The organism is Paracnuella aquatica (genome assembly GCF_003332885.2).
Taxonomy (GTDB): domain Bacteria; phylum Bacteroidota; class Bacteroidia; order Chitinophagales; family Chitinophagaceae; genus Flavisolibacter; species Flavisolibacter aquaticus.
On sequence record NZ_QOWJ01000001.1, the window covers coordinates 118,485 to 136,362 of the forward strand.

Below are 17,878 nucleotides of genomic sequence, written 5' to 3' on the forward strand. Positions count from 1 at the left end.
AAAGACGGAAAAGAGGGAAAAGTCAGAAGTCGGAGGTCGGAAGTCGGAAGACCGGAGTGGGCAGATGTTATCGTAGTTGAATGGAGAGTTTTAGGAGAAGTTGCATTAAAGAAGAAAATACATCCCTCCACAAAAAAAGACGCATACCCCATAGTAAGCGTCTTTCCTGTCTTTACAGACCTTCCGTCTTTCCCGTCTTGCATTTCTTCGGACCTCGGTCTTCAGTCTTCCGACTTCTTACAACCTATTTCCTTCTTTCGGAAACACCACCCAGGGCTTAAATGTTTTTGCTTCTTCAAACGGCATTGATGCGTAGGAAATGATCACCACCACATCGCCGGCCATGCCGCGCCGAGCAGCAGGCCCGTTGAGGCAGCACACACCGGAACCACGCTTGCCTTTGATCAGGTAGGTTTCAATGCGTTCGCCGTTGTTTACGTTTACGATCTGCACTTTTTCGTGCTCAATCATGTTGGCCGCTTCCATCAGGTCCTCATCAAGGGTAAGGCTGCCCACATAATTCAAATTGGCTTCCGTAATAACGGCACGGTGCACTTTCGATTTTAATACAGAAATGGTCATAGCGGCGCAAAGTTAGGCCCTTTACACAAAGAACATGTTAATTAAGCGGAAGGTTGTCGATGAGGCGAATGCCGTTTACGGCAGCGGCTACCAGCGCCACTTTGGGCTCGGCCCCGTTTTGGGCGGGCTGCAAAGTCTGCGCATTTCGGATGGCCACATAATCTACGGCAAAACCCTGCGCCTCCAGTTGGCGGGTGGCGGCAGTTTCCAGTTCGCCTGCCGGTTCGGCCTGCACGTGGTCTTGGATATAGCGCAACGCCTTAAACAATTCGGTGGCCCTGGTGCGGTCTTCGGCCGACAGGCGCAGGTTGCGGCTGCTCATAGCCAGGCCATCGGCTTCGCGCAGGGTGTTGGCAATAATGAGCTGCGGCGCGGCGCGGCCGGTAAGCTCCAGCAGCCGGCTCACCACCATGCATTGCTGGTAATCTTTTTGCCCCATATACAGGCGGTGCGGCTCCACCAATTGCAGCAGGCGGTCAATCACCTGGCACACGCCCTGGAAATGCCCGGGCCGGAAAGCCCCTTCGAGCAGGGTTTCAATCACACCCAGTTCGTAGTGTTTGGCCTGGTAGCCCGCTGGATATATTTCGGAAACAGAAGGCAGGAACAGCACATCGCAGCCGCCCTGGAGCAATTGCTCCATATCCTGTTCAATTGTTTTAGGGTAATGTTGAAAGTCTGCGGCATTATTGAACTGCGTGGGGTTAACAAAAATGCTGCACACCGTCAGGTCGTTGCCTGCAACCGACTGGCGAATGAGGGAAAGATGCCCTTGGTGCAGGGCGCCCATGGTGGGCACAAAGCCCAGGGTTTTGCCGGCCGAACGTTGTTGTTGCAGGTGCAAATGCAGGGCTGCGGCTTCTTTGAACAGGATCATAAAAGGGGTAGGGGCAGTGTTTGGCGGTAATGCTTAAAAATATTTAATTACCTTTGCAACCTTTAATAAAAAAGCGTTTAAAAAGGTTACAATGTCGGCAAAGAAAAGAATTTTATTTATTGCTAACGAAATGTCACCCTACCTGGAGCTGACTGAGTTTTCGGAAATTGTGAACAAGCTGGCAATTAAAGCAAACGACTCGGGATTTGAAGTGCGCTGCATTATGCCTCGATTTGGCACCATCAACGAACGCCGCCACCGCCTGCACGAAGTAGTGCGGCTTTCGGGCATCAACGTTTCTGTCGACAACGAAGATTTTCCCCTCCAGATCAAAGTGGCCTCGCTGCCCAATGCCCGCCTCCAGGTTTATTTTCTCGACAACGAAGACCTGTTTAAACGCAAATTCGTTTTTGCCGACGAAGGCGAGCAATGGTACGACGACAACGACCTGCGCACCGTTTTCTTTTGCAAAGGCGCCCTTGAAACGGTGAAAAAATTTGGCTGGCCTCCCGACATCATTCATTGCAGCGGCTGGATGACGGGCCTGATTCCATTTTACCTGAAAACTGTATACAAAAAAGAACCAGTGTTTGCCCACAGCAAAGTGGTGTACACAATCGGTCAGAATACTTTTGAGGAAAGCCTGGGTGCCGATTTTGTAAAAAAGGCCATGATCCACGCCTCGCTGAAAGAAAAAGAACTTGATATCTATAAAGATGCTAGCAACATGGCATTGCAGCGCGGCGGCGCCACTTTTGCCGACGCCATCACCTTTGGCGATGAAAGCGTAGACCCCGAACTGGTTGAAGCGTTTACCAAAGTGAAAGGCAAAAAAACGCTGCCTTACAACCCCGAATCTGATTTAACAGACTATTTACAGTTGTATAGCGACCTTGCCGGTAAGTAATAGTTACAGCAATGAGTAATATGTGGCGCACTATTGCGGGCTCCACCTATTACTCATTGTTCGTTAAGCCTGGTGATATTTTTTCAACCGATTAATATAAACTTGTGAAGCAACAAAGCGTGGTGCTGCGGTCTCTTTCTGTATGTTTGTTTGGCCTTCTGTTATTAGCATCCTGCAAAAAGGTAAACGACGCTACAGAACTGGGCGGCGACCTTATTCCACCCGTTGATAATGTAAACACGTTCGACACCACACTGGAAGTGTTTGCCTACAACCAGCCTTTCGGCACCGGCGATACGGCGCGGAGCATTTACAACGAAACGCATTTTATTGGCAACATCAGCAACGACCCGCTGTTTGGTACTTCTTCCGGCACCCTGTTTCTGCAACTAAAGCCACAAGTGTTCATCAAGCCTTTTCAGTTCACTGATAAAAATAAGATTGTAGGTATTGATTCGGTAGTGCTGGTGTTGGGATATAATTCTACTTACGGCGATACCATGCAGCCGCTCAACCTGCAGGTGTACGAAATAGATCAAAGCAGCGCCTTTACTGATGATTCGTCGTATTTCGTAAATCAAAACAATTTTACCTACAGCAATCCTATTTCCGGCATTCAAACCGTTTTTCCTTATACCCTGAATGATTCGGTTAAACTTTTCCGGGAAGCGGCAAAAAACCAGGTGCGGTTGCGGTTGAACAATGATTTTGGCGACCGCCTGCTGCGCTACGACTCTACCAATGCTTACCTGAGTGATTCGGCATTTAATACCCGCTTTAAAGGATTTGCAGTAAGGCCCGAAAACAAATCGATGGGCAACGCACTGGTGGGCGTTTCACTTGCCGATTCGAACACCAAATTGGCCATTTATTACCGGTACAACAACAGCAGCAACGCATTAGATACTGCTGTGACTTATTTCCGATTCAATACTTCAACTTCGGCATCGGCCAACTATATTGAACGCGACCGCACCGGTTCCGAATTTGCAGCTGTTGCTGGCGACAATACGCCGGACGAACTGGTTTATATTCAAAACACACCGGGCACTTATGCACGCCTGTCGGTTCCGGGATTGTATACACTGACCAACCGGGTAGTACACCGTGCAGAACTGCTGGTGCAACAGGTTTCTGATCCGGCCGACAAACAGTTTACACCACCGCCATATCTCTACCTCGATGCATACGATACAACCAACAAAGTGTACCGCACCATTCCCATCGACGTAGCCATCAACCCGCAAAATGGACAAATCACGAATGCGCTTCAATTTGGCATGGCAGGCCGTAGAACCTCATTTGCCGGCAAGGATATCGTGGAGTGGCGCTTTGATATTTCGCGGTATGTGCAGCGGGTAGCCAACGCAACGCTCAGCCCATACGAGTTCCGGCTGTCCAGTCCATTCTTTATCACACCAAGGCTGGCATCGGGTAGCCAGGTTCAGCCCTTGTATGTCAATCCGGTGTTTGGCATTGGCCGGGTGCGGGTTGGCGGCGGCAACCATCCCACACAGCCTATGAAGCTGCGGATTGTTTATGCAAAGATTTAAACGCGTATTACTTTATTGAAATATACGGGCCGGGGCTATATTTGCACCCGGCTTTTTTTCTCTAACAACACAGAGGCCATTTTAAAATTCTAAACCGGATGCCTTACCTATTTACTTCCGAAAGCGTATCGGAAGGCCACCCCGATAAAGTGGCCGACCAGATCTCTGATGCCTTGATTGACCATTTTCTTGCATTTGACCCCGAATCGAAAGTTGCCTGCGAAACGCTGGTAACAACCGGTCAGGTAGTGCTGGCCGGCGAGGTAAAATCGAAAGCCTATCTCGACGTACAGGATATTGCCCGTGGTGTGATCCGTAAAATCGGTTACACCAAAAGCGAATATATGTTTGAAGCCAATTCCTGTGGTATCCTGTCTGCCATTCACGAGCAGTCGGCTGATATCAACCAGGGCGTTGACCGCAAACAAAAAGAAGAACAAGGTGCCGGCGACCAGGGAATGATGTTTGGTTATGCAACCAGCGAAACCGACGACTATATGCCCCTGGCCCTCGACCTGGCCCACAAGCTGCTGCAAGAGCTGGCTGCACTGCGCCGCGAAAATGGGGAGATCAAATACCTGCGTCCGGATGCAAAAAGCCAGGTAACATTGGAGTACGACGATAACAACCGTCCCGTACGCATTGATGCCATCGTAGTATCGACACAGCACGACGATTTTGGCTCGGAAGAAGAAATGCAGGCGCAGATTCGCAAAGACATCATCGATATTTTGATTCCCCGCGTAAAGGCAAAATACGGTAAGTATGCACACTTGTTTGCCGGCGAAATCAAATACCACATTAACCCAACCGGCAAGTTTGTAATCGGTGGTCCGCACGGCGATACAGGTCTTACCGGTCGCAAGATCATTGTAGACACTTACGGTGGTAAAGGTGCACATGGTGGTGGTGCGTTCAGCGGAAAAGATCCTTCCAAAGTGGACCGTTCTGCTGCTTATGCAACCCGTCATATTGCCAAAAACCTGGTTGCTGCCGGTGTTGCCGACGAAGTACTGGTGCAGGTGTCTTACGCTATTGGCGTTGCCCAACCAACCTCAATCAACGTAAACACATATGGCACGGGTAAAGTAGGTAAAAGCGATGGCGAGATTGCCAAGATCGTTGAAGGCATTTTCGACATGCGTCCTTACTTTATTGAGCAGCGCCTCAAACTGCGCAATCCTATTTACAGCGAAACTGCTGCTTACGGACATATGGGCCGCCAGCCGCAAACCATCACTAAAGTGTTCAAAACCCATGATGGTGGCGAACTGAAACGTGAGGTGGAACTGTTTACTTGGGAAAAACTCGATTACGTAGACCAGGTGAAGGCTGCATTTGGCATTCAATAAATAGTTTGCGTTATGCTTTAACCTCCCTCATTGCGGGGAGGTTTTTTATTTGAGTAAAACATGAATGAACATCACAACCCATGGACCATCGTTGCCCAAAAAAAGGTGTATGATAACCCATGGATCGGCGTTACCGAATTTGACGTGTTGAACCCTGCGGGTGGCAAGGGTATTTACGGGAAAGTGCATTTTAAGAACTTAGCCATCGGCGTTATTCCCATTGATGAAGCCGGTAATACTTACCTTGTGGGCCAGTATCGTTTTCCGCTGAGCCAGTACAGTTGGGAAATTCCGGAGGGCGGTTGTCCGCTCGGAACCGACCCGCTGGAAACAGCAAAACGGGAACTTGAAGAAGAAACCGGATTGGTTGCAACCCAGTGGACAAGGATACAGGAAATGCACTTAAGCAACTCCGTTAGCGACGAACATTGTTTTATTTACCTGGCACAGGGGCTGCAGCAAATGCAGGCCATGCCGGAGGAAACAGAACAACTGGTGGTGCGGCAAGTCCCTTTTACCGAGTTGTACCAAATGGTGGCCAACGGAAAAATTACCGATGCCATTACTGTGGCTGCGGTGTTGAATGTGCACATCATGATTTTGGAAGGAACACTAAAAATAAAAGGTTGAAAAAATCTTCATTGATCATAGGGCGGCAGCCGCTTGCCGAAGCAATGGATGCGGGCCGTCCCATCGACAAAATTTTGTTGGCAAAAAACGCCGGCGGCGAAATGGCGGCTACCATACGTAGGTTGGCCAAGGACCGCAACATACCGGTGCAGGTTGTGCCCATTGAAAAACTCAATTCCATTAGCCGCGCCAACCATCAGGGTGTGATTGCGTTTGCAGCCTTGGTGCAATACCTCGACCTGCAACAAGTGATCGATCATGTGGTAGGACAGGGGCAGGTGCCGCTTTTTGTGATACTGGATGGTGTAACGGATGTGCGCAACATTGGCGCCATTGCCCGTACTGCTTTATGTTGCGGTGCACAGGCCCTCATCATCCCCGACAAGGGCGTTGGTGCATTGAATGAAGAAGCGCTGAAATCTTCGGCCGGTGCGCTGGAAAAAATACATGTGTGCCGGGTAAACAGTTTGATGAAAGCGGTGGACGAACTGCACATGAACGGCATTAAGGTTTTTGCTGCAGAAATGGAAGCAAAGCCGTTGCTGCACGAACTGGATTGGAAAGAACCGGCAGCAGTGGTAATGGGCTCGGAGGACAAAGGTGTTTATCCTGCGCTGATGAAAATCTGCGATGAAAAATTTCGCATACCCATGGCCGGTAGCTTCGAGTCGCTGAACGTTTCGGTAGCGGCAGGAATGATACTTTATGAAGCGATGAAAAAGCGGATGGAAAATTAGTCTGTGCATGAATACCGAAATCCCAAATCCGCAATCCGAAATTCAGCTCGTTGAATGTCCCCGCGACGCCATGCAGGGTTGGAAACATTTTATCGAAACCGAAGACAAAATCAATTACCTGAACGCCTTGTTGCAGGTGGGTTTTCATACGCTGGATTTCGGCTCATTTGTTTCCCCGAAAGCCATTCCGCAAATGGCGGACACTGCAGCTGTTTTGGCCGGTCTCCACTTGTCGAACACAAATACAAAGTTGTTGGCAATTGTTGCCAATATTCGCGGTGCGGAAGAGGCAGCCGCGTTCGATGCAATTAAATATCTGGGTTTTCCTTTTTCACTTTCACCCACGTTTCAGCAGCGCAATACGAACAGCAATATTGAAGAAGCCGTGACGCGGGTAGACGCCATCCAGCTGCTTTGTCAACAAATGGGAAAGGAATTGGTGCTGTACCTGAGCATGGGTTTTGGCAACCCTTATGGCGATCCGTATAATCCAGATGTGCTGCTGCATTGGGCAGGTGAAATGGCCGCTAAAGGCATCCGCACTATTTCGCTGGCTGATACCGTTGGCGTGGCTACGCCGGATCAAATACAATTTGCGCTGCAAACTTTAATTCCGCAATACAAGGAAGTTACTTTTGGTGTGCACCTGCATTCGGCGCCGCACAACTGGCAGCTGAAGCTAACCGCAGCATGGGACGCCGGCTGCCGCAGATTTGATGGTGCCCTCAAAGGCATTGGCGGTTGCCCCATGGCCGCCGATGATTTGGTGGGGAATATGGACACCGAACAAATGCTGCGCTATTTTCAGAAACAACCCGGCTTGCTGCAGGTAAATGAGCAGGCGTTGAGCCGGAGCCTGCAACTGGCCACGGAAATATTTGGCGTGTAAAAAGTTTATTTTAGCCGTTAAACGTTACTGATTTTGTTGCCATGGACTTGATGCTCAAACTGGCATTGCCACCCGCTTCGCACCACATACAACACACCCATAAAATCCTTTCCATTGGTTCCTGTTTTACCGAACATATTGGTAATGCCTTGCAAGACCTGAAGTTTGATGTGCTGCAAAATCCATCGGGCATCCTGTTTGATCCCGCTTCGGTTTGTGCCAGCCTCGTGGCTTTCCTGCAAGGAAAAGTATACGGCCCTGAAGATCTATTTTTTTACAATGAATTGTGGCAAAGTTGGAATCACCACAGCCGTTTTTCAGGCGTAGACCAGGATTCTGTCTTAGCGCAAATAAATGCCGCCCAGCAACAGGCCGCTGCGTATTTGCAGGATGCCGATTGGCTAATCATTACATTGGGTTCTTCGTTTAGCTACCGGCTGCAGCAACTGGCAACGGTTGCCGGTATTAACCAAACACACCCGGCGTCGATGGGCGGGGTGGCCAATTGTCACCGGGCACCTGCGCAATGGTTCAACAAGCACTTGCTGCAAATCACTGAAACCATTGAATTGTTAGACAATACGATTCACCAGCTTTTTTACCACAACCGAAAAGTTCGGATCATTTTTACGGTATCGCCGGTGCGGCACATAAGAGATGGGGTAGTGGAAAATAACCGCAGTAAAGCGCGGTTGATCGAAGCGGTGCATCACCTGGTAAACAAGTTCGACCGGCTGCATTACTTTCCTTCTTACGAACTGGTGGTGGATGTGCTGCGCGACTACCGCTTTTTTGCTGAAGACATGGTGCATCCCAATTACCTGGCAACGGGTTTTGTGCTGGACAAGTTTTTACAAACATTCACCAGCGCCGAAACGCAGGAACTAGCTTCTCTGCTGCGGTCGCTGCACACCGCCCGGAAACACAAAGCGCAACATCCCGAAACCGAAGCGCATCAGAAGTTTTTAGCGGCACATTTTAATAAAACAAAGGAGTTGCAGGAGCGGTATCCGTTTTTAGATTTGAGCGATGAGTTGGGATATTTTGGTGGTGGTCAATAGCTGCTGCACGTCATTGCGAGGCGCTGCACGAGGCATGACGTTATAGTAAATTGCGGCGCCGAAGCAATCTCCAGCTACTATTGTTGCGAAACGAATGAACCACAAGTACACATTTTGAAATCAAAACGGCGTCCTTGCTGTTTGGTGGGAGATTGCTTCGGCGCAGGCGATACCGCACTTTAATTAACGTCGCTGCGCCTCGCAATGACGCCTTTGCTCGATGACTGCTTTGGGTTGCACCTGAACTAGTGTGGAAATGCAATCAAGAAAATTGCAACTAGTGCATCCGGTCGCCGCGTAGCTCGAGCCGTTGCATTACATCTGCTTCAAAAGCCAGCCATTCCTTCCAGCGGCGGCGCACCTTTTCTTTATCCAGGTATGTTTCGGCCAATTCAATAAAAAGGGTATAATGCCCGGCCTCGCTTTCCATAAAGCGACGGTAAAATTGGCGCAGGTAATCGTCATTCAGGCCTTCGCTCAGGCGCTTGAATCGTTCGCAGCTACGGGCCTCAATCAGCGCCATGGTCAGGAGCTGGTCCAGCAGCCGCCCGTCGGCAGCGCCGCCTTTTTGCTGAAACTGCAGCAGGCTGTTTACGTACTGGTCTTTGCGCTGCCGGCCCAATGGCAGGCCGCGCTTTTTAAGTTCGGCCAACACCAGCCGAAAATGTCCCCATTCCTCCGTCACTACTGGTGCTAGTTCGGCAACCAGTTTTTCCTTTTCGGAATTTAATTGGATCAGTGAAATGCAGGAAACTGCCGCTTTTTGCTCGCAATAGGCATGGTCGGTAAGAATTTCGCCCAAGGAGATTTCGGCTAAATTCACCCACCGCGGATCGGTGGGCAATTGCAGGCCCAGGATGGCGCGGGTGTCCTGCGATAACTCTTCGGCGTGGTTCATGGGGCAAAAATAGAGTGGGGAGGGGAGAGTTGGCAGTTGGAGGTTCGGAGTTGGCAGTTGGCAGTCGAGAGTAAAGGGGAAATGCTCATCGTGTATGCAGCTGATTATTTAAAGATTGTCAGCGTTTCTCTAAAGAAGAAGCAGGATTTGCTCAACGGGTGATGTTGCCGTTTATGGCGGCCTCTTGCCTTTGTCATCCTGAGCACAGCGAAGGATCTAAGCTAGCAATAACCGATTTTACGGATAAAGGAAAAGCACCTGCTTTTTCAAGATATGGTCATCCTGTGCGGCACTCAGATCCTTCACTGCGCTCAGGATGACAAATGCAGGATCGTGATAGTCAGCAAAAAGCAGGCGCCGTCAGTTCTTTAAAAAAACGCTAATTACCCTGCCGGCATCTTTGCCGCCGACAAATACATCCCATCCCGCTACTACAGCTGACAGCTCTCAACTATCAACTCCAAACTGCCAGCTCACTTTTCACCGCTAACTACTCCCAATTCCCCTGATTTTCGTGTCAACTAATTTCCTTAGCTTTGCCCCCGAAAATATACATGGGTATCTAATCGGATGTCTTTTCAAAAAAAACTACGATGTCATTAACTAAAGAAAAAAAAGCGAGCATTTTCGGTCAATTTGGAGGATCGGAAACAAACACAGGCTCTATTGAGGGCCAAATTGCGCTGCTGACAGAGCGCATCAGCCAAATCTCCGGCCATTTGCAGCAAAACAAAAAAGATTTCTCTACCCACCGTGGCCTGATGCAGCTGGTTGGTAAGCGCCGCCGCCTGCTCAATTACCTGCAAAAACACAACCTGCAGGGCTATCGCCAACTGATTGAGAAGCTGGGTTTAAGAAAATAATTTACCTATTGCACATATCCCTCCCGGTAAGGGAGGGCTTTTTGTTTAGTACAGCGGGCTTGTGTCCGCTGTACTAAACTTGTTTCTGCATTTCATTTTACCTTTCCTTGATTGCTTGTCCCTCCTGCACATCAGGGAACAAACTTGGACCAATGCTCACACAAAAAATCAGCAAAACATTTGACATAGGCGATGGTAGGGAAGTGACCATCGAAACCGGCAGACTGGCACGACAAGCGGATGGATCGGTAACGGTGCGCATGGGCAACTCTATTTTACTGGCTACAGTAGTAGCTACCGAAGAGCCCAAACCCGGACAGGAGTTTTTCCCGCTCAGCGTGGATTATATGGAGAAATTCGCCTCTGCAGGTCGCATTCCCGGCTCTTTCTTTAAACGCGAAGGCCGCCTTTCCGATTACGAGGTGCTTATTTCCCGCCTCATCGACCGGGCACTGCGCCCCTTGTTCCCCGAAGATTATTTCTGCGAGGTGCAGGTGATCGTAACCCTTATTTCTTCCGATGCGGAGATCATGCCCGATGCACTGGCCTGCCTGGCAGCCTCTGCGGCACTGGCTGTTTCTACTATTCCCATTAAAGAAATCATTTCGGAAGTGCGGGTTAGCCGCATCGGCGGTCAATTCAAGATCAACCCCACCCGCAGCGAAATGCAACAGTCCGATATGGACTTCATCGTTGCCGCTACCATGGACAACATCATGATGGTGGAAGGTGAGGCTAAAGAATGCTCTGAAGATGACCTGGTGGAAGCACTGGGTGTTGCCCACGAAGCCATCCGCAAGCAGATCCAGGCCCAGGCCGAACTGCGCGACATGGTAGGCGTAGGCCCCAAACGCGATTATCCAAAGCCCCAGCAAAACGATGCACTGCGCCAGCGTGTAGAAGAGTTTGCTAAGGAGCGCATGCTGGCTGATGCCCGCGGACGTCTGCCTAAAGCGGAGCGCAAAGAAAACTACAAGAAGATTTTTGAAGACCTGAAAGAGGTGCTGCGTCAGGAAGCGAATTTGCCCGAAGGCGAAGACATTGCCGACGACATCAAAAAGATGGTCAAAAATTATCTTTCCGACCTGCAGTACCACGTGGTTCGGGAAATGATCCTGAACGACCGGACCCGCCTCGACGGACGCGGATTGGAAGATGTGCGTCCGCTGGACATGGAGGTAGACGTGCTGCCCACGCCACACGGCGCTGCACTGTTTACCCGCGGCGAAACACAGTCGCTCACCACAGTTACCCTCGGTACGCCGCTGGACGAACTGTTGGTAGAAAGCGCTGCCTCTTCCGAATATTCGAAATTTATCCTGCACTATAATTTCCCGCCGTTCTCAACCGGTGAGGTGAAGTTTTTGCGCGGCCCCGGCCGTCGCGAGGTAGGCCACGGCAACCTGGCCCTGCGTTCGCTAAAGCAAATGATGCCTGCCGGCGATTTTGCCTATACCGTTCGCGTAGTGAGTGATATCCTTGAATCAAACGGTTCATCTTCGATGGCTACCGTTTGCGCCGGTTCGCTGGCCCTGATGGATGCCGGTGTTCCTTTCCGCAAGCACGTAGCTGGTGTAGCGATGGGTTTAATCACTGAAGGTGGTAAATACGCAGTGCTTACCGATATCCTGGGCGATGAAGATCACCTGGGCGATATGGACTTTAAAGTAACCGGCACCCGCGATGGCATTTGCGGTATCCAGATGGATATCAAAGTAGATGGCCTGCCGCTGGAGGTAATGAAGGCTGCGCTGCAGCAAGCCAACCGCGGCCGCATGCACATTTTGGATGCCATGCACAACTGCATTGGCGAAGCCCGCAGCGATGTGAAGCCGCATGCTCCACGCATGATCAAGCTGTTCATCGACCGCGAGTACATTGGTGCAGTGATCGGGCCACAGGGCAAGATCATCCAGGAAATTCAACGCGAAACCGGTACTACCATCAATATCGAGGAAAAGAACAACCAGGGCGAAGTAGGCATTTTCGGCGCCAACAAAGAAGGCGTAGACAAAGCCGTATCCTGGATCAAAGGCATTGTTTCGGTACCGGAAGTAGGCGAGGAGTACGAAGCTACCGTGAAGACCATTCAGCCTTACGGTGCTTTTGTTGAATTCATGCCCGGCAAACAAGGTTTGCTGCACATTTCGGAAGTAAGCTGGAAGCGTCTTGAGTCGCTGGAAGGCGTGCTGAACGAAGGCGATGTGGTGAAAGTAAAACTCACCGGAACTGATCCCAAGACCGGCAAGTTTAAATTGAGCCGCAAAGTATTGTTGCCCAAACCCGAAGGTATGACCGACGACCGTGGCGACCGTGGTGAAGGCGGCGAACGTCGCGGACCACGCCCCGAACGCCGCGATGGCGGTAACGGCCAGCGCCGCGAAGGTGGTGGTTTCCGTCCGCAAGGCGGTGGCGGTTACAACCGTCCGCAGCAGTCGGAAGGCGGCCAGCAGGGTGAACAGGAATAAGCACCAATTTTAATACATTAAGGCTGCCGGTATTTCGCCGGCAGCCTTTTTATTTTGTGGCGTATTGTGGTTGCAAAACTGTCCGCAATAATCACTGCCATTTGATAAAATAAAAGCGGCACGAAAGGCATTGGTCATATAACAATAGCGGGCAATTTTACGAAAGTAGCCAATGCTTACACCGCTCATTTTGCTGCAAAAAAATTCATACTGCATTCTATCTTTAAAATATGTCCCAACACATACAAATCAGCATCGAAGCAACCGAAGAACAACAGGAAATCCTGATCAGTGAACTGAGCGATCTCGGTGCTAACGGTTTTGAACAAACGCAAACGCATTTATTAGTATATTTCGATGCAGATGCTTTTCCGAGTTACGAGGTAAATGAGTTGTTGCACGATTACACCATTACCACGCAGAACATCGAACAACAAAATTGGAATGCGGTATGGGAATCGAACTTTCAGCCGGTAGTGGTGGATGATTTCTGTGCAGTGCGGGCACCTTTCCATAAGCCCATTACTGGCGTGCAGCACGAAATAGTGATCATGCCCAAAATGAGCTTTGGCACCGGCCACCATGCCACCACCTGGATGATGATGGCGCAGATGCGGAACATTGATTTTACCGGTAAAAAAGTATTTGACTTTGGCACCGGTACCGGCATCTTGGCCATACTAGCGCAGAAACTGGGTGCAGCTTCGGTTTTGGGCATTGATAACGATGAGTGGAGCATTGAGAATGGGCAGGAGAATGTAGAACGCAATGGATGCACAGGTGTGCAGATTGAATTTGCATCAACAGTGCCAAGTGGTCCGTTTGATATTATACTTGCCAACATAAACCGCAATGTGATCCTGATGCACCTGCAACACTTAGTACCAGCAGTTGTGCCGCAGGGGTTGATTTTATTCAGTGGGCTACTTGAGCAAGATGAAGAGGATATTGTGAAAGCTTCCTTAACATTGAACCTGCAATTATTAAAAAAAGAAGTGCGCAATGGATGGATCTCTTTGCTGTTCCAACGGCATGCATAACCGGCATGGAATTAGAACAGACTACATCCCTTATTTCATGTATTTTTGTGCGCTTGCAAACAGCCTCGTTCTATGAATGAACTATTACTCATATTCCTGGCCTATCTAATCGGGAGCATTCCTACCGCAGTTTGGGTTAGTAAAAATTTCTTTGGAATAGACATTCGCGATTATGGCAGCGGCAACGCTGGTGCTACCAACACTTACCGCGTGTTGGGCTCCAAGTGGGGCACGTTTGTAATGGCCATCGATATGATCAAAGCAGTGGTGGCGGTAAAGCTTGCCTTTATGCTGCCCGAGGCTTACGACAACGAACTGTATCTCATCAACCTCCAACTGGGGTTGGGCCTTGCTGCTGTAATTGGGCATATTTTCCCGATTTGGGCAAATTTTAAAGGCGGCAAAGGCGTAGCATCGTTGTTTGGAATGGTGCTGGGCATTCAGCCAAACGTAGCGCTTTGTTGTGTGGGTGTTTTTATTTTAGTGCTGTACTTGACGCGTTGGGTATCGCTAAGTTCCATCCTTGCCAGCGTTGCATTTCCCATTTTTATCCTCGTCATTTTTAACGAACCGGAGCCGCTATACCGCGTATTTACCATCGTTGTGGCGCTGTTGGTTGTGTTTACACACCAAAAAAATATTGGCCGTATCATTAAAGGCAATGAAAGTAAAGTGCCCATTTTAAAGCACCGCGACAAGCGCCGACACCGGCAAGGAAAGTGATTTTGCAAATTATAAACAAACGAAGGCCCTGTTTCAGGGTCTTTTTGTTTGGTATAATCATTGAAAATGGAGTTCTATAAAACGTAAACCTATGGTAAAGAGCATCACGGCTTTTTTCTTAACCGCCGCCCTATTGGTAGCCTGTTCTACCAACCCTATCACGGGAAGAAGACAACTTACCCTTGTGCCTGAAGCTGAATTGCAGTCAATGGCTAACCAGCAATACCGGCAATTTCTTTCACAAAACCGCGCGGTGAGTGCCTCAGCCGATCGCGATGCCGAAATGGTGCGCCGCGTGGGCCAGCGCCTTGCTGCGGTGGTAACCAATTATGTGCGCCAAGAAAAACTGGGCAATCTGCTGGAAGGATACCAGTGGGAGTTTAACCTTGTTGCCAATAAAGACGCAAACGCATGGGTAATGCCCGGCGGTAAATGCGTGGTATATACCGGCCTGCTGCCCATTACACAAAACGAAGCAGCGTTGGCAAACGTGATCGGCCACGAGATTTCGCATGCTTTATTCCAGCACGGCAACGAACGTATGAGCCAGGAAATGGCTGCGCAAGGGCTGGGAGCAGGGCTTTCCATTGCTTTGGCAAATAAACCGGCTGCTACACAGCAAATCTTCAATCAGGCGTTTGGCGTAGGTGCCCAGGCTGGTGTGCTGTTGCCTTTTTCGCGTAAACATGAACTGGAAGCCGACCGCTATGGCATGCGTTGGGCAGCTATGGCCGGCTACAATCCCCGCGAAGCCATTGCACTGTGGCAGCGCATGGAAAAAGCTTCTAATGGACAGGCGCCACCCGAATTTTTAAGCACACACCCCGCGCCGGGACGCCGTATTGAGCAGTTGCAGCAATACCTGCCCGAGGCGCTGAAGTATTATAAACCGGCCACTGCGCGTAAGTAATACACAACATAAAATGGTAAAAATGCCGCAAACATGAGCTGTTTGTGGCATTTTTATTTACAACGCTTTAATCTTAAGTAAAATTTTTGTAATTTTGCATGCCTGTTTGTGTGAAAGCTAAGCCAACAACTGCAATCCTTTAATTTAAAAACAAGGTATGTCACAAACGATTTTGGAAAAACTTCAACTGACCAACGAAAAGAATCTTCTGATCCAAGGTCTCCCTTCCTCCATCGAAAAACAATTTTGCAAGCTTTCATTCGCTAAAAACCTGACACCGTTGTTACGTACCCGCAAAATAGATTTTGCGTTGGTATTTGCGGTTAACGAAGCTCAGTTAAATGGCATTTTAAAAGACATCATGCCGGCGTTGAAAGAAGAATCAAAGTTGTGGGTGGCTTTTCCAAAAAACACATCGAAGATTGTTACCGATCTTAACCGCGAAGCAAGCTGGCAAAAGTTGGCTACAGCTGGTTACGAAGCTACAGAGCAGGTATCACTCGATCATGTGTGGAACGCGTCCCAATTTCGTAAGTCTGAATTAATGGTATTTGCAGAAGACACTTTAGTGGAAGTAAGTGCTAAACGCACTGTTGCCGCTGCGGTTTAATCTTGCTGCATGTTTTATTGAAGCGCTTTGCATTTTGCAAAGCGCTTTTTTTATGCAAAGAATATGATCAATGCAGCAACATGTTTATCGAATGCGTATACAAAGTACCTAACAATGCGATTTGTTTTTCAATGAAGAGATATAGGATTGATGTTTGTTATCATCAACACAACTATAAACCTTGCGCTATCATTATTCATCACATGTACATGTTGATAAATACAATGTTCAACTATGGAACAAGAGCATGAGTAAAAAATTCTACACGTCATGCATTTGTTTTTTCAGCCACATACATATCAAAACAGGAAAATTGGTGGCATTAAAATAGTATTAGTAAGCGCATGATTAAGAATATTGAAGATGTAACATGCGCATTCCTCCACAACCTCGACCTGGTTTGCTTTTCACACCTGCGTTGGGGTTTTGTATACCAGCGCCCACAGCACTTGTTAAGCCGCTTTGCAAAACACACCCGCGTGATTTTCGTTGAAGAACCTATTTGGCACGATGCACCGGACACGATGCATATTTCGCAGGATACCAAAAACTTATTTGTTGTAGTACCGCACCTGCAACATGGTAAAGAAGGCTGCCCGCTGCAACGCCAGCAAAAACTTATTAGCGGTTTGTTGCCACAGTTAAATGTGCAGCGATATTTTGCATGGTATTATACACCAATGGCACTTCCTTTTACCGAGCATTTGTCGCCGGAGTTTGTGGTGTACGATTGCATGGACGAACTTTCTGCATTTAAGTTTGCACCACCTGAACTAACCATTCGTGAAAAGCAATTGTTGCAAATGTCCGATGTTGTATTTACCGGAGGCCATTCTATTTACGAAGCAAAGCAATTTGCGCATCCCAACATTCATCCTTTCCCCAGCAGCATAGATAAAGCACATTTTGGTGCAGCCCGCACCAATGTAACCGATCCTGCCGACCAGGCACATATTCCTCATCCGCGTTTTGGTTTTTCAGGTGTGATCGATGAACGCATGGATATAGAGCTGATTGGCAAAGTAGCAGCAGCACGTCCTGATTGGCATTTTGTAATGATCGGGCCTGTTGTGAAAATTGATCCGGCAACATTGCCACAAGGACCCAACATTCATTACCTGGGTGGAAAGGATTACAAAGAACTCCCTAACTATATTGCAGGTTGGGATGTGGCGGTGATTCCGTTTGCCATGAACGAATCCACTAAATACATCAGCCCCACAAAAACACCTGAATACCTGGCTGCAGGCAAGCCGGTTATTTCTACACCCATTCGTGATGTAGTGCGCCCTTACGGCGACAATAACCTAGTGCACATTGCCGCTACCGCAGAGGAGTTCATTACTTGTGCGGAAAAAGAATTGAAAAAGCGTGGCCGCAAAACCTGGATGAACAAGGTAGATGCGTTTCTTTCGGGCAACTCGTGGGATCGTACCTGGAGCCAAATGGTGCGCCAGATCGAAAACATTGTGGCCAAACAAAGCACCGAAGTACTCACTGAAACAAGCAAGGAAAAAGCAGTGGTGGGTTAATCTGGCAATGCGTATTCGCTGTATGGCAACAGCATTTTTTAATATACTAATCAATACAGTAAAAGGTGTGCAGTTCCGTACGGCACACCTTTTATATTTTTTGTGTACAAATGAATGGAGGCGGCGCTAGTTTTCCACACCGGCGGGATAACTATTGATCATTGCAGCGCAACCTCGCATTGCATTTGCTGCAAATGGCCGTTACGCTGCAACGATAAGAAAGCCAAACCGGTTCCTCAATGAATG

The 17,878-nt window shown here is 48.9% G+C and carries 17 protein-coding genes; 14 read left to right on the forward strand and 3 right to left on the reverse strand.

Annotated elements, in window-relative coordinates:
* Window positions 1–237: 237 nt before the first annotated feature.
* On the reverse strand, window positions 238–582 hold the full coding sequence (gene panD, locus DRJ53_RS00550; RefSeq protein WP_114233640.1) for an aspartate 1-decarboxylase: 345 nt from the start codon (window positions 580–582) through the stop codon (window positions 238–240).
* A 37-nt stretch (window positions 583–619) separates the two neighbouring features.
* The gene (gene panC, locus DRJ53_RS00555) at window positions 620–1,459 is read right to left on the reverse strand and encodes a pantoate--beta-alanine ligase (RefSeq protein ID WP_114233641.1); all 840 of its coding nucleotides are present in this window, start codon (window positions 1,457–1,459) and stop codon (window positions 620–622) included.
* A 91-nt stretch (window positions 1,460–1,550) separates the two neighbouring features.
* On the opposite strand from panC, the gene DRJ53_RS00560 reads away from it, so the two are divergent.
* From DRJ53_RS00560 to DRJ53_RS00590, 7 genes are all read left to right on the forward strand, one after another.
* Window positions 1,551–2,366, forward strand: a complete 816-nt coding sequence (locus DRJ53_RS00560) for a glycogen/starch synthase (protein WP_114233642.1) — start codon at window positions 1,551–1,553, stop codon at window positions 2,364–2,366.
* 104 nt (window positions 2,367–2,470) lie between these two features.
* The gene (locus tag DRJ53_RS00565) at window positions 2,471–3,919 is read left to right on the forward strand and encodes a DUF4270 family protein (RefSeq protein ID WP_114233643.1); all 1,449 of its coding nucleotides are present in this window, start codon (window positions 2,471–2,473) and stop codon (window positions 3,917–3,919) included.
* A gap of 98 nt (window positions 3,920–4,017) precedes the next feature.
* A complete protein-coding gene (gene metK / locus DRJ53_RS00570) occupies window positions 4,018–5,271 on the forward strand; it encodes a methionine adenosyltransferase (protein WP_114233644.1) in 1,254 nt (417 codons plus the stop codon).
* Between the two features lie 60 nt (window positions 5,272–5,331).
* A complete protein-coding gene (locus DRJ53_RS00575) occupies window positions 5,332–5,901 on the forward strand; it encodes an NUDIX domain-containing protein (protein WP_114233645.1) in 570 nt (189 codons plus the stop codon).
* Entirely contained in the window at window positions 5,898–6,638 is a 741-nt protein-coding gene (gene rlmB, locus DRJ53_RS00580) for a 23S rRNA (guanosine(2251)-2'-O)-methyltransferase RlmB (protein ID WP_241558405.1), read from the forward strand. The genes DRJ53_RS00575 and rlmB overlap by 4 nt, the downstream gene beginning before the upstream one ends.
* Window positions 6,639–6,645: 7 nt before the next feature.
* The gene (locus DRJ53_RS00585; protein ID WP_206609698.1) at window positions 6,646–7,527 is read left to right on the forward strand and encodes a hydroxymethylglutaryl-CoA lyase; all 882 of its coding nucleotides are present in this window, start codon (window positions 6,646–6,648) and stop codon (window positions 7,525–7,527) included.
* Window positions 7,528–7,568: 41 nt separating this feature from the next.
* Entirely contained in the window at window positions 7,569–8,588 is a 1,020-nt protein-coding gene (locus tag DRJ53_RS00590) for a GSCFA domain-containing protein (RefSeq protein WP_114233646.1), read from the forward strand.
* Window positions 8,589–8,865: 277 nt separating this feature from the next.
* On the opposite strand, the gene DRJ53_RS00595 is transcribed toward DRJ53_RS00590, so the two are convergent.
* Window positions 8,866–9,486, reverse strand: a complete 621-nt coding sequence (locus DRJ53_RS00595) for a MiaE family protein (RefSeq protein ID WP_114233647.1) — start codon at window positions 9,484–9,486, stop codon at window positions 8,866–8,868.
* Window positions 9,487–10,079: 593 nt separating this feature from the next.
* Here DRJ53_RS00595 and rpsO point away from each other — a divergent pair.
* The 7 genes from rpsO to DRJ53_RS00635 all read left to right on the forward strand — a co-directional run bounded on the left by rpsO (window position 10,080) and on the right by DRJ53_RS00635 (window position 17,632).
* The gene (rpsO, locus tag DRJ53_RS00600) at window positions 10,080–10,349 is read left to right on the forward strand and encodes a 30S ribosomal protein S15 (protein WP_114233648.1); all 270 of its coding nucleotides are present in this window, start codon (window positions 10,080–10,082) and stop codon (window positions 10,347–10,349) included.
* Window positions 10,350–10,501: 152 nt separating this feature from the next.
* Window positions 10,502–12,817, forward strand: a complete 2,316-nt coding sequence (gene pnp, locus DRJ53_RS00605) for a polyribonucleotide nucleotidyltransferase (protein ID WP_114233649.1) — start codon at window positions 10,502–10,504, stop codon at window positions 12,815–12,817.
* A 230-nt stretch (window positions 12,818–13,047) separates the two neighbouring features.
* A complete protein-coding gene (prmA, locus tag DRJ53_RS00615) occupies window positions 13,048–13,857 on the forward strand; it encodes a 50S ribosomal protein L11 methyltransferase (RefSeq protein ID WP_114233651.1) in 810 nt (269 codons plus the stop codon).
* A gap of 72 nt (window positions 13,858–13,929) precedes the next feature.
* Window positions 13,930–14,580, forward strand: coding sequence for a glycerol-3-phosphate 1-O-acyltransferase PlsY (gene plsY / locus DRJ53_RS00620; protein ID WP_114233652.1), 651 nt, complete (start codon window positions 13,930–13,932; stop codon window positions 14,578–14,580).
* A 91-nt stretch (window positions 14,581–14,671) separates the two neighbouring features.
* A complete protein-coding gene (locus DRJ53_RS00625) occupies window positions 14,672–15,490 on the forward strand; it encodes a M48 family metallopeptidase (protein ID WP_114233653.1) in 819 nt (272 codons plus the stop codon).
* A 157-nt stretch (window positions 15,491–15,647) separates the two neighbouring features.
* Window positions 15,648–16,100, forward strand: a complete 453-nt coding sequence (locus DRJ53_RS00630; RefSeq protein ID WP_175580725.1) for a hypothetical protein — start codon at window positions 15,648–15,650, stop codon at window positions 16,098–16,100.
* Window positions 16,101–16,444: 344 nt separating this feature from the next.
* The gene (locus DRJ53_RS00635) at window positions 16,445–17,632 is read left to right on the forward strand and encodes a glycosyltransferase family 1 protein (protein ID WP_114233654.1); all 1,188 of its coding nucleotides are present in this window, start codon (window positions 16,445–16,447) and stop codon (window positions 17,630–17,632) included.
* Window positions 17,633–17,878: the final 246 nt, after the last annotated feature.

Coding starts and splice junctions, on each gene's coding strand:
- panD (WP_114233640.1), bottom strand. CDS start 582: ATGACCATTTCTGTATTAAAATCGAAAGTGCACCGTGCCGTTATTACG.
- panC (WP_114233641.1), bottom strand. CDS start 1,459: ATGATCCTGTTCAAAGAAGCCGCAGCCCTGCATTTGCACCTGCAACAA.
- DRJ53_RS00560 (WP_114233642.1), top strand. CDS start 1,551: ATGTCGGCAAAGAAAAGAATTTTATTTATTGCTAACGAAATGTCACCC.
- metK (WP_114233644.1), top strand. CDS start 4,018: ATGCCTTACCTATTTACTTCCGAAAGCGTATCGGAAGGCCACCCCGAT.
- DRJ53_RS00575 (WP_114233645.1), top strand. CDS start 5,332: ATGAATGAACATCACAACCCATGGACCATCGTTGCCCAAAAAAAGGTG.
- DRJ53_RS00585 (WP_206609698.1), top strand. CDS start 6,646: ATGAATACCGAAATCCCAAATCCGCAATCCGAAATTCAGCTCGTTGAA.
- DRJ53_RS00590 (WP_114233646.1), top strand. CDS start 7,569: ATGGACTTGATGCTCAAACTGGCATTGCCACCCGCTTCGCACCACATA.
- DRJ53_RS00595 (WP_114233647.1), bottom strand. CDS start 9,486: ATGAACCACGCCGAAGAGTTATCGCAGGACACCCGCGCCATCCTGGGC.
- rpsO (WP_114233648.1), top strand. CDS start 10,080: ATGTCATTAACTAAAGAAAAAAAAGCGAGCATTTTCGGTCAATTTGGA.
- pnp (WP_114233649.1), top strand. CDS start 10,502: ATGCTCACACAAAAAATCAGCAAAACATTTGACATAGGCGATGGTAGG.
- prmA (WP_114233651.1), top strand. CDS start 13,048: ATGTCCCAACACATACAAATCAGCATCGAAGCAACCGAAGAACAACAG.
- plsY (WP_114233652.1), top strand. CDS start 13,930: ATGAATGAACTATTACTCATATTCCTGGCCTATCTAATCGGGAGCATT.
- DRJ53_RS00625 (WP_114233653.1), top strand. CDS start 14,672: ATGGTAAAGAGCATCACGGCTTTTTTCTTAACCGCCGCCCTATTGGTA.
- DRJ53_RS00630 (WP_175580725.1), top strand. CDS start 15,648: ATGTCACAAACGATTTTGGAAAAACTTCAACTGACCAACGAAAAGAAT.
- DRJ53_RS00635 (WP_114233654.1), top strand. CDS start 16,445: ATGATTAAGAATATTGAAGATGTAACATGCGCATTCCTCCACAACCTC.